The 12,596-nt window shown below is 31.0% G+C and carries 11 protein-coding genes; 4 read left to right on the top strand and 7 right to left on the bottom strand.

The window, feature by feature from the left end; genetic code table 11:
- The 3 genes from HKP59_RS08530 to HKP59_RS08520 form a co-directional block, all read right to left on the bottom strand.
- The coding region (locus HKP59_RS08530; RefSeq protein ID WP_291805697.1) for a gamma carbonic anhydrase family protein at positions 1 to 336 on the bottom strand (336 nt) is incomplete at its 3' end.
- 36 nt (positions 337 to 372) lie between these two features.
- Positions 373 to 1,344 (bottom strand): type IX secretion system membrane protein PorP/SprF, encoded by a 972-nt coding sequence (locus HKP59_RS08525; protein ID WP_291805695.1) that lies wholly within the window; start codon positions 1,342 to 1,344, stop codon positions 373 to 375.
- Positions 1,345 to 1,417: 73 nt separating this feature from the next.
- Positions 1,418 to 1,687, bottom strand: coding sequence for a hypothetical protein (locus tag HKP59_RS08520; RefSeq protein WP_291805693.1), 270 nt, complete (start codon positions 1,685 to 1,687; stop codon positions 1,418 to 1,420).
- A gap of 162 nt (positions 1,688 to 1,849) precedes the next feature.
- Between HKP59_RS08520 and HKP59_RS08515 the strand changes: the two genes are divergently transcribed.
- From HKP59_RS08515 to HKP59_RS08500, 4 genes are all read left to right on the top strand, one after another.
- On the top strand, positions 1,850 to 2,266 hold the full coding sequence (locus HKP59_RS08515) for a hypothetical protein (protein WP_291805690.1): 417 nt from the start codon (positions 1,850 to 1,852) through the stop codon (positions 2,264 to 2,266).
- A 111-nt stretch (positions 2,267 to 2,377) separates the two neighbouring features.
- Complete coding sequence (locus tag HKP59_RS08510; RefSeq protein ID WP_291805687.1) at positions 2,378 to 6,067, top strand: efflux RND transporter permease subunit; 3,690 nt, start codon at positions 2,378 to 2,380, stop codon at positions 6,065 to 6,067.
- Positions 6,057 to 7,280, top strand: coding sequence for a TolC family protein (locus HKP59_RS08505; RefSeq protein WP_291805683.1), 1,224 nt, complete (start codon positions 6,057 to 6,059; stop codon positions 7,278 to 7,280). The genes HKP59_RS08510 and HKP59_RS08505 overlap by 11 nt, the downstream gene beginning before the upstream one ends.
- Before the next feature lie 6 nt (positions 7,281 to 7,286).
- Positions 7,287 to 9,086, top strand: a complete 1,800-nt coding sequence (locus HKP59_RS08500; RefSeq protein WP_291805680.1) for an efflux RND transporter periplasmic adaptor subunit — start codon at positions 7,287 to 7,289, stop codon at positions 9,084 to 9,086.
- A 10-nt stretch (positions 9,087 to 9,096) separates the two neighbouring features.
- Here the strand turns inward: HKP59_RS08500 and HKP59_RS08495 are convergent, their stop codons facing one another.
- Genes HKP59_RS08495 through HKP59_RS08480 form a run of 4 tightly spaced genes read right to left on the bottom strand, consistent with a single transcriptional unit; the run spans position 9,097 to position 12,219 of the window.
- Entirely contained in the window at positions 9,097 to 9,453 is a 357-nt protein-coding gene (locus tag HKP59_RS08495; protein WP_291805678.1) for a NifB/NifX family molybdenum-iron cluster-binding protein, read from the bottom strand.
- 48 nt (positions 9,454 to 9,501) lie between these two features.
- A complete protein-coding gene (locus tag HKP59_RS08490; protein WP_291805676.1) occupies positions 9,502 to 9,798 on the bottom strand; it encodes a hypothetical protein in 297 nt (98 codons plus the stop codon).
- A 12-nt stretch (positions 9,799 to 9,810) separates the two neighbouring features.
- On the bottom strand, positions 9,811 to 10,884 hold the full coding sequence (gene cydB, locus HKP59_RS08485; protein WP_291805673.1) for a cytochrome d ubiquinol oxidase subunit II: 1,074 nt from the start codon (positions 10,882 to 10,884) through the stop codon (positions 9,811 to 9,813).
- A gap of 3 nt (positions 10,885 to 10,887) precedes the next feature.
- A complete protein-coding gene (locus HKP59_RS08480; RefSeq protein WP_291805671.1) occupies positions 10,888 to 12,219 on the bottom strand; it encodes a cytochrome ubiquinol oxidase subunit I in 1,332 nt (443 codons plus the stop codon).
- Positions 12,220 to 12,596: the final 377 nt, after the last annotated feature.

The raw sequence follows: 12,596 nt of genomic DNA, 5'->3' as shown, positions 1-12,596 counted from the left end.
ACTTTCTACAATACAATCGTCCATAATTATAGCACCCATACCTACCAAAACATCATCATGTAAGGTACACCCGTGAACCAATGCGTTATGACCAATAGAAACATTATTGCCAATGTTTGTTGGGTGTTTTTTATAGGTAGCATGAATAACGGCACCGTCTTGCACATTCACTTTATTTCCCATTTTTATATAATGCACATCGCCTCTAATAACGGCATTATACCAAATACTGCATTGATTACCCATACTTACTTCACCAATAATTACGGCATTTTCAGCAATAAAACAATCGGTTCCAAATTGTGGTTTGTAACCGTTTAATTCTTTAATAATCATAAAATTCTAAGTTAAATTAATGAAGTTAAGTTCAATTTAAAATGATCCATTTATATTAGGACAACCGTTTCTACGAGGTGTTCTACAACCAAAATTGAATCCTACAGAGATTTGATGGTAGCCAGAGTCATCAAATAAAATATCTCCAGATTGCTTTGTATACGTATATGCGAACATAAATTTTTGATAATTTACACCTATAATTGGGGTAAAATAATTTAATTCTTCTGTTGGTGCGTTGTCAAATCCTTTTCTGTAAGAAAAAGCAGCCCAAAGTTGAGCGTCTGCAACATCTTTATACACTTTTATATTAAAATCTATAAATTGCTCGCTAGTTCGTTCAATCGCATGAATCATAATAGAAGGTTCTATTTGCAAACTTTTTCCTTGTCCATAATAATAACCTAAAGAAACTAAATACCTACGTAAATTTAACGATTCATATTTATCACTATATAAACTTCGTGCACTTAACAATATATTTTTTGCCGTAAAATACCCAAAAAAACCTCCTTTATGGTAGGCCATACTTACATCTGCATTAAAATAATTTTCACTATTTACAATTTGACTTATCACCGGATCTGGAAGCAAAAAATCACTTTCATCTACTTTATTATTCACAGCCATCAATGAAATTCCAAATGAAATTTGATTGGTTTCGTCATACTCATCAAAATTGATATGATAGGCATAGCTTCCTTGAATACCCTGTTGCGAATGATACCCATTTTTATCGTTAAAAAGAATAACACCCACACCCATATTTGTACCTACTCGTTGATGAGCACTTAACGTTTGTAGTGATGGAGCATTATCAGTACCCATCCATTGAGTACGAGCTGTTAACCTAACTTTCCCACAATTCCCAATTCCTGCAGCAGAAGGGTGCAATAAATACACATTATCCGATAAATAATCTGAATAAACCGGTAATGTTTCTTGCCCATTTGTAATAAAAGGTATTACAAAAAATAAGATAATTATATAATTAGGTACAATTTTCATTTCGTAAAATAATTGTCAAATATAGTAATATAAAAAAACAACCTAACGGCAAACCCAATAATTCTTACAAATGCTAAAAAAGAGATAATACTTTACTTTTTACATCCTCATTTTTACCAATATAAATTTTGATTTTTAAAAAATCTAACACCTTAAGCAAGGTTCCAAACATATAATCCCTATCGTTATTTTCAACATCTAAAACACTATTAATGGCAGTCTTACTTAACTGAGTACCTAAAATTAATTCACTTTTTTTAATTCCATTATGTTCCATTTTTGTACGAATAATTTTTGCTACTTGCTCTTTACAATCTATCTGTGTTAAATTTATGGATATCATAACCAATGGTTTAGTTAACTAATTTTAAAAATTTCACTTCTAAGTTACTGATTTTTAAAATAAAACAGAAATAAAAATGATGCTAAGTATTGCTATAATATTTATGTTTTAACAAACACTTTATAAGGTGTTAAATTATTTTTAATAACTTTGACAAATATTATGAAGCAATTTTTGAACAAAATAATAGCTGTTTTTATGGCAATGGTAGTTTTACTATCTACTATGTCGTTTACTGTTAGTCAACACTATTGTGGTGATTATTTAGTGGATAGCGCCTTATTTTCTAAAGCTGAGTCTTGTGGGATGGAAATGGAAAAACCATCACCAAATAAAGATTGTAGCCTCACTAAAAAAAATTGCTGTAGTGATATTTTAACTCAAATTGACGGTCAAAGTGAATTAAAAATTGACGTTGCACATTTAAATTTTGAGCAACAAGTCTTTGTAGCTGCTTTGAGCTATTCTTATATTCAATTATTTGAAGGAATAGAAGAAAATAGTGTTCCTTTTAACTATTACTCTCCTCCTCTTCTTGTCAAGGATCTACAATTACTTGACGAAGTTTTTTTAATCTGATTTTAAGTCGTTAGAAAAAGTTTACCCAGTTGGCAATTACCAATCCGGGATTTCTTTGTTATACGTATTTTTTTAAATACATTTTATCTATACACTTAAAACTAGTTATCTATGCTACATAAAAGCATTCATTTTTTAATAGAAAATAAATTAGTTGCGGTATTACTACTTGCGCTATTCATTGGATGGGGAATTTCAACAGCTCCATTTGATTGGGATACAGGAAGCATTCCCAGAAATCCAGTAGCTGTTGATGCTATTCCAGATATTGGAGAAAATCAACAAATAGTTTTTACCAAATGGGGAGGTCGTTCTCCACAAGATATTGAAGACCAAATTACCTATCCCCTTACAACTTCATTATTAGGTATTCCAGGGGTAAAAACAATTAGAAGTTCTTCTATGTTTGGGTTTTCAAGTATCTACATCATTTTTGAAGAAGACATAGAATTTTACTGGAGTCGCAGTCGGATTTTAGAAAAACTAAATTCTTTACCAAGCGGATTACTACCAAGAGATGTACAACCTACCTTGGGTCCAGATGCAACTGGATTAGGCCAAATTTATTGGTATACACTAGAAGGTAGAGATGAAGAAGGCAATGTAACTGGTGGATGGGATTTACATGAACTTAGAAGTATTCAAGATTATTATGTGAAATATGCGCTTTCTTCTGCTTCAGGAGTGTCTGAAGTTGCTTCAATAGGTGGTTATGTTCAAGAATATCAAATTGATGTAAACCCTGATATTTTAAAAGAATACAACATTTCGCTTGAACAAGTAGTAAATGCAGCTCGAAATACCAATAAAGATATTGGAGCAAAAACCATTGAAATCAATCAGGCAGAATATTTGGTTCGTGGATTAGGTTACGTAAAATCTGTTGAGGACATTGAAAATGCGGTAGTTACCTCCAAAGATTTCACTTCCATACTCATTAAAGATATTGCAAAAGTAACATTAGGACCAGCTGAACGCAGAGGAATTTTAGATAAAGAAGGTGCTGAAGTTGTTGGTGGTGTTGTGGTTGCACGGTACGGTGCAAATCCAATGGAAGTTATCACCAATGTAAAAGATCAAATTACTGACATTAGTGCTGGATTGCCTTCAAAAGTATTGAAAGACGGTAGAACATCTCAAGTAACCATTATTCCTTTTTATGATAGAACCGAATTAATTCAGGAAACTTTAAATACACTTGATGAAGCATTAACCTTAGAAATTCTAATTACCATTTTAGTAATTATTGTGATGGTTTTTAACTTAAGAGCATCTGTTTTAATTTCTGGATTATTGCCAATTGCTGTTTTAATGGTGTTTATTTCTATGAAACTGTTTCATGTTGATGCTAATATTGTCGCCTTATCGGGAATTGCAATTGCCATTGGTACTATGGTTGATGTTGGTGTGATTTTATCGGAAAACATCATCCGACATATGGATGAAGACGGCAATAAAACACCTATTAATAAATTAGTTTATCATGCAACTACAGAAGTTTCCGGAGCAATTATTACAGCAGTCATGACAACCATTATAAGTTTTGTTCCAGTATTCACTATGATTGGTGCAGAGGGTAAATTATTTAGACCACTCGCATTTACAAAAACAATGGCCTTAACCTCTGCTTTAATTGTAGCTTTATTTTTAATACCACCTTTTGCTGCTTGGTTATTTGGCTTTAAACCATCCTTAAAAAAAGGGAAATACATTGGTAGTATTGGTTTAATAATAGCAGGTATAGTAGGTGTGTTTAGTGGTTATTACGCTGCTTTATTACTAATAGCCTTTGGAATTTCTAGCATTTTAAAATTAAGAGGTATTCTTTCTGAAGAAAAAACAAATTTGGTAAATATTATTATTTCATCATTTACCATTGTTGCATTCTTAAGTGTGTATTGGAGACCATTAGGAGTTGATAATTCAATCTTTATAAATCTAATTTTCGTAAGTGCAATTTGCTTTGGAATTCTTGGAGTTTTTACTTTATTCAGAAAGTCTTATATACAAATTTTAAACTGGGCTTTAAACAATAAATTATTGTTTTTAAGCATTCCCGCAATCATAATTATACTAGGTGTTGGAGTTTGGAAAAACACCGGAAAAGAATTTATGCCAGCCTTAAACGAAGGTTCATTTTTATTGATGCCAACCTCCATGCCACATTCCGGAATTGCTGAAAACAAACGTGTTTTACAACAATTAGATATGGCAGTTGCAACCATCCCAGAAATTAAAACAGTAGTTGGAAAATCTGGAAGAATTGAAAGTGCTTTAGACCCTGCACCACTATCAATGTATGAGAATGTAATTATTTATAAACCAGAATACAAACTGAATGAAAATGGAAAACGATTAAAATTTAAAGTAAATGAAGATAACTTGTTTGAAACAACTTCAGGACAATTTATTACTTCAGGCACCAAAATTGAAACCAATAAATTAATTGAAGATTCAGCCGGTGAATATTACAGAAACTGGCGTAAATCAATAAAATCTGCCGATGATATTTGGAATGAAATTGTTCGAGTAACAAAATTACCCGGAGTAACTTCAGCACCTAAACTGCAGCCAATAGAAACTCGATTGGTCATGTTACAAACTGGAATGCGTGCTCCGATGGGAATTAAGGTGAAGGGGCAAGATTTAGCACAAATTGAAGCATTTGGTTTAAAATTAGAAAACGTATTAAAACAAGTTCCTGGTGTTAAAAAAGAAGCCGTTTTTGCTGATAGAATTGTTGGAAAACCTTATTTATTAATAGATATCGATAGAGAAAAATTAGGCAGGTATGGCTTATCAATTAATAATGTGCAGAGCGTTTTAGAAGTTGCAATTGGGGGTAAATTAATTACTCAAACAGTAGAAGGCAGAGAACGTTATGGTGTTCGGGTTCGGTATCCAAGAGAAAAACGTACCAGCCCCGAAGATTTAAAAAAGATTTATGTACCAACATCAGGTGGAAATCCGATTCCTCTATCTGAATTAGTAAGCATTAAATATGAACAAGGTCCACAGGTTATAAAAAGTGAAGACACGTTTTTAGTGGGTTATGTTTTATTTGATAAGTTAGATGGTGAAGCTGAAGTAACAGTTGTTGAAAGAGCACAAGTAGCAATTCAAGGTCAAATAGACAGAGGGGAATTAGTGGTGCCAAAAGGGATTAATTACCAGTTTACAGGAACCTATGAAAATCAATTACGAGCAGAAAAAACTCTTTCAGTTGTAGTTCCATTGGCATTGATAATCATCTTTTTAATATTGTATTTCCAATTTCGTTCGGTAACTACATCATTAATGGTTTTTACTGGAATAGCAGTTGCTTTTGCAGGTGGTTTTATGATGATATGGTTGTATGGAGAATCTTGGTTTTTAAACTTTGATGTTTTTAATGTAAACCTTCGAGATTTATTTCAAATACATCCAATTAATTTAAGTGTAGCTGTTTGGGTTGGGTTTATAGCTTTGTTCGGTATTGCGACTGATGATGGTGTTGTAATGGCAACGTATTTAACACAGACATTTGAAAGAAACGAACCAAAAACGAAGCAAGAAATAAGAGCTTCAATTGTTGAAGCGGGTGAAAAAAGAATCCGCCCTTGTTTAATGACCACTGCCACTACAATGCTCGCATTATTACCTGTACTAACATCAACAGGTAGAGGTTCAGATATAATGATTCCAATGGCAATACCAAGTTTTGGAGGGATGTTAATAGCTTTAATAACACTATTTGTAGTGCCAGTTTTGTTCAGTTTGAAAAAAGAAGTTTCATTAAAAAAATTAAACAATGAAAATTAAAATAGGATATATAATAGTATTATTTATAAGTATTTCTAGTTATGGTCAATCCTTGCAAGAGTATTTAAATATTGCAGAAAATAATAACCAAGAGCTACAAGCCATGCATTATAAATACAAAAGTGCTTTGGAGAAAGTAAACGAAGAAGGAAGTTTACCTAATACAACTATTGGAGCCGGATATTTTGTTCAAGAAGCAGAAACAAGAGTTGGCGCTCAAAAGGCTAAACTTTCAGTATCACAAATGATGCCTTGGTTTGGTACTTTGGAAGCCAAAAAAGAAAGCGCTTCTTTTAAGGCTGATGCGCAATTAAATGTAATTGATTTAACTAAAAGAAAATTATTTCTTAATGTTAAAACTAACTACTATCAATTGTTTGAATTAAATGTAAAAGAGAGCATCATAAAAGAGAATATTGAAATTCTTAAAACTTTTGAAGATTTAGCATTGATTGAATTAGAAAACAACAGAGCAACAATGGTTGATGTGCTTAAAATTAGAATGGAAAAGAATGAGCTTTCTAATAAATTGAGTACCGTTGTAGAAAACTTTAAAGCTAAACAAATTGCCTTTAATTTAATTTTGAATCAAGAAGAGAACCTTTCTGTGAACATTCCAAAGAATATTGAAATTTTTGAAGGTGTTAATTCATTTCAAAAAGAAATGATTTCAGAAAATCCACAATTATTGAAATTGGATAATTTACACAGTGCTCTAGAAAAATCTGAACTAGCTACTAAAAAAGCTGGCTTACCTACTATTGGTATCGGGTTAGATTATCTGATTGTAGAAAATAGAGCTGTTGAGAATTTATTAGAAAATGGAAAAGATATAATAATGCCTATGGTAACATTATCAATTCCATTATTTTCTAAAAAATACATTTCGAAACAAAAACAATTAAATCTAGAACAAAAAGCAGTTGAAACAATTAAAGTAGAAACTCGTAATCAGTTAGTTATTTTGTTCGAAAAAACGATGGCAAATCTAAAAAATGCTGAAGTTTCAATTAAAACACAATTAGATAATATAGAACAAGCGGATCAGGCGCAAAAAGTATTATTAGCAGCCTATGAAACTTCAAAAATGGATTTTGAGCAACTTTTGGAAATACAACAGTTAAAGTTAAAGTTTCAATTCAAAATGGTGACTTCAGAAATGGAGTATGCAATTCAAAAATCTACACTAGAATTTTTAACAACAACTAATTAAAGTACAATGAAAAAATATATAATTTACATCGGAATGCTAATAAGTGGACTCTTATTAGGTTATGTATTATTTGGAAGCAATTCAACTCCAAATGATTCGCACAATCACCAAATTTCTGAAACAATAAATCAACAATGGACTTGCTCAATGCACCCGCAAATTATGCAACCAGATGCTGGTGATTGTCCAATTTGTGGTATGGATCTAATTCCTGCCGAACCTTCTGCAGAAGGTTTAGAAGCGAATCAGTTCAAAATGTCAGAAAATGCACTGGCATTAGCAAATATTGAAACCACAATAATAAATAGTATTACAAATGAAGTAAGTGGCTTCATGCTTTCAGGTAAAATTACAGAAAACGAGAAAACGAATTCAATTCAAACGGCTCATTTTGGTGGTAGAATAGAAAAGCTATTTGTGAATTCTACTGGTGAAAAAGTATACCAAGGTCAACAATTGGCTTTAATATATTCACCTCAGCTAGTGATTGCACAAAAAGAATTATTAACTGCCTTAGAGTCTAAAACTAAAGATTTAACATTGTACCAAGCTGTGAGAAATAAGTTGAAAATTTGGAAACTTTCTGAAAAACAAATTGATAAAATAGAAGCTTCTAAAAGTATAATCACAAACTTCCCAGTTTATGCAAATGTGAGTGGAATAGTAACAGAAAAAATGATTGAAGAAGGAAATTATGTAAAAGAAGGACAAGAGCTATTCATGATTTCAAATTTAAATACCGTTTGGGCAGATTTTGATGCCTATGAAAAGCAACTTTCTTCAATAAAAGAAGGAGATGAAATAAGTATTAGAACTAATGCAGACCCAAACAAAGAAATTAATGCTAAAATTTCATTTATTGATCCGGTATTAAATACTTCAACTAGAACTGTTATTGTAAGAACTGAATTAAAAAATAATGAAGGAGTTCTAAAACCTGGAATGTTCATTCAAGGGCATCTAACACCAAAAAATGCAACTAAAAAACGTGAAGCTCTATTAGTAGTTCCTAAAACTTCCGTTTTATGGACAGGAAAAAGATCTGTTGTTTATGTTAAAATTCCTGGAACTGAACCAATTTTTCAAATGAGAGAAATTTTACTTGGCAATGATATTGGAGATTCTTATGAAATTGTAGAAGGATTAAGTTTAAATGAAGAAATTGTAACCAATGGAACTTTCACGGTAGATGCTGCTGCTCAATTACAAGGTAAAAAAAGCATGATGAGTCCTGAAGGAGGAAGAGTTGTTACGGGACATGAAAATCATATTGGTATGCAAGGTTCTGAAAATACTCAAGAAGAAAATGAAGTAGAGAAAACAGAAGATGATACCGTGATAAAAAGAATAAAAGTTGCCACAAAATTTCAGAATCAATTAAGCACAGTTTTCACAAATTATTTAGCAATAAAAGATGCTTTGGTTAATGATGATGTTAAACGTGCTCAATCAGCTGAAATCACCTTTCAAGAAAATTTAGAGAAAGTGGATATGAAACTGCTAAAAGATACTAAATCTCATAATTTATGGATGCCACTTTTAAAAGAATTGAAAACTGCTTCAAAAGAAATAGCAACTGCAGCAACAATTAAAATTCAAAGAGAACACTTTATTACATTGTCAAATGCAATTGCAAAAACTGTTACCATTTTTGGAGTGAACAAAAAAGTATATAAGCAATTTTGTCCAATGGCAAATAATGACAGAGGTGCATTTTGGTTAAGTACTGAAGAAGAAATTATGAATCCATATTTTGGTGATATGATGCTAAAATGCGGAAATATAGCTGCTATTATTGAAAATTAAAAATTCTAATTTAAGAGTTTAAATAGTTTTCAATTAGATCAGAAATCGTATCAATTTTAACCAATTGATAATTGATATTGCCTTTTTTTAATGTTGCACGCATATGCTTTCCAATAGCTCTGACTAATAAAACATCAATATCTTTAAATATTTCTAATAATTCATCATGGTTATGTTCTCCGTGTTCATGACTATGATGAGCATCGTGATGGTGTTCACTAGTACCATCATCATGGCTATGAGTATTTTTTTGATAATCTAAAGCTACTATTTCTCCTTTCTCAATAATATATATTGCAAATTCTTCAGCTCTGCCTGTTCTTTTTGCTATTGAAATACGATCATTTGTTGGAATTGCTATTTTCATAATTTTATTATCACTTTTATTGAGTTAAAAAACATACATCTTAAACATCTATTTATTCATCAAAGTCTTTAACTTATGAAGTAAAACTAGCGCTGTTATACCTCCTAAAAATGACACCAAACAATTAATTAAAAATAGAATAATATTAAAATTTCCTGAGTTCACTATTGAAATTGGATCAAACCCCAACCTACCAAATGATTTTATTAAAAAAACACTTCCAAAAACACCTGCAATCGTATTTCCACTAATTCCAAAATCGTATTTTTTAATAAAACCACCTATTATATTTGCTCCAAAAATACCTATGATAATACTGAATAATGAAATAACGGTGGGTGTCATATAATTTATTTTTTAATGTCCATAATCCATTTTATCAATTTTTCCACTTAACAATCTTTTTTGAACAATAATGTATACTATTACAAGTACAAAGCCAATAATTCCCCAACCTAATGCCACGGATAAACCATATTCAGTAGCTGATGTATTATAGATTGTAAGTGATTCGTTTTGGTCGTGAGTTGAAGGTAAAATTACTGGAAATAAAGACGCCAATGAAGACGTAATACCACCTACTATTACTAATGTTGATGCTATGAATCCATATACTTCTTTTTTAAATCTTTTGATAAAAAATAATCCTACTAGACCAGAAAAATAAATCAGTGGAAATATTATTAAGTAAGGTTTATCTATAAAATTATCTAAAGAATTTGGGTTAACTAATTGCCATACAAGCAAAGAAACTATGGTTAATACAGCCAATAAAATAGTCAATTTAAAGATAACCATTTTCAATTGATTGTTAATAGAAGAATTAGTTTTTAAAATAATCCAGTTTGCTCCATGAATTGCCAAAGTAAGCACTGCAATTAAACCAATAATAATAGTAAACCAATCTATTATGCCTGGTGTTTCACTTAATGGACTAAAGCTACTATCCCATAATGGTAAGAAAAAATAATGTGGTTCATACGCAGAAATACCATTTTCAACACCTCCTAGGTTTACCCCTCTTACTACATTTCCAAGAGCAATTCCAAAAAATAAAGCTAACAACAAACTTGAAACACCAAAAGATGTATCCCAAATATCTTTCCACATTTGAAAATTAAATTGCCCTCTAAATTCCAGCCCAATTGCTCTAAAAACAATTAACCATAAAACAATAATTAAAGGTAAATAAAACCCACTAAATACAGATGCATAAAAAGTTGGAAATGCCATAAAAAGCATTCCTCCTCCAGCAACAAGCCAAACCTCATTAAAATCCCAAAATAGCCCAGCAGATTTTGTGATTAATTCTTTGTCTTTTTCTGTTTTAGCAAAAAATAAGTGTATTATTCCTACTCCAAAATTATAACCATCCAAAATAAAAAAGATGGCTAAAACTAATGCTATAATTAAATACCAAAATACTTCCATAATTTAATGTTTTTGAGGTGTTGGACCTTGATGAATGGTTTTTCCTACCAATACTAAAAATAATAAGCCAAGTAGCATATATAAGGCTACAAAACCTAATAACGTGAATAAGGTATTCCCTGATGAAACTGTTGGTGAAATACCTTCAGAAGTTTTTAATAAACCATACACTAAATAAGGCTGCCGTCCTAATTCAGCAACATACCAACCAGTTAAATTTGCTATGTAAGGAAACGGAACTAAAAACATAATTGCCCAAAGCAAAGGCTTCGTAGAAAATAATTTTTTTCTCCATAAAAAGAAAACTGACAGTGCCATAATTCCAATAAAAATAGTACCTAATCCAACCATAATATGATAGGAATAATATAATGCAGGTATATTATCTGGTAATTCTTCTTCAGTAAACTGATCCATTCCTGGAATTTGACGATTCCAATCTTGATAGGTTAAAAAACTTAAAATATTAGGTACAGCAATTTTATTATCTAGTTTTTTCTGAACCATATCAGGCTGACCAATCAACACTATTTCAGCACCAGCTTCTTCTGTTTCAAAAATACCTTCCATTGCTGCAAAAGCTGCTGGCTGATAGTTTGCTACATTTTTAGCATTCCAATCACCTGTAGGTACAGCCACTAATACGCTAGAAACCAATCCAAAAATAATTCCTGTTTTTAGAAATAACTTACCGTACTCTATATTTTTATTTCGTAAAACATAAAAAGCGCCAATACTAGCTACCACAAATGATGATGTTACAATAGATGCTATTTGGTTGTGCAAGAAAGCTGGTAACAACCAAGGGTTGCTAAACAATGCTGAAAAGTTTTCTAAAACATATTTACCATTTTCCAAAATCTCATAGCCAACAGGATGCTGCATCCAAGCATTCGTCGCTAAAATTAAATAACCACTAGCCCAAGACCCTAAAAACACAAAAAAACCTGTTAAAAAGTGTAATGTTTGCCCCATCAGTTTTTCTCCAAAAATAAATAATGCTAAAAAGGCAGATTCTAAAAAGAATGAGAAAAGACCTTCCATAGCTAAGGTTTGCCCAATAATACCGCCAGTTAATTCAGAAAATTTAGCCCAATTAGTTCCAAATTGAAACTCCATTGGAATTCCAGTTACAACACCCATCGTAAAATTTACAGCGAATATTTTCATTAAAAATTTAGCTGCATTATTATATTTTTCAATATTAGTTTTTAAAAATCTCCATTTATAGTACACAATTATTAGAGACAATCCCATTGTTAATTGTGGAAATATGTAATGAAAAGTGATAGTAAATGCAAACTGCAATCTATCGTAGAAAATCATATCTTCCATTTGAATAATTTTATAGTTAGTTTTATATATGACTACATTCCTTGAATACAGAACTTATATTTCATTTTACTTTATTTAGAATACCAACCTCAACTTTTTTAAGCCAATGTCCTACAATTGGAAGCGATATCATAAACTCTTTTTTTGATGTACACATTACAAATATCACTCTATCTCCAAAATCTATCACACAAATAATATATAACTCTTCCTAATAGTTTTGAGTTTACCTGTTTGTTTTAAGGTATGATGAAAATTATAGGTGCTTCCATTCCAGTAAAACCAACTCATAATACTAAGGTTTTTATACATTTTTGTGTTTACATCTATTTTAATTTAGTCTAGATTAAAAAGATATTCAAAATTACATAGTTCAT

It is taken from the genome of Lutibacter sp., from assembly GCF_013041805.1.
GTDB lineage: Bacteria > Bacteroidota > Bacteroidia > Flavobacteriales > Flavobacteriaceae > Lutibacter.
This window is presented reverse-complemented; position numbering and strand designations above follow the sequence as displayed.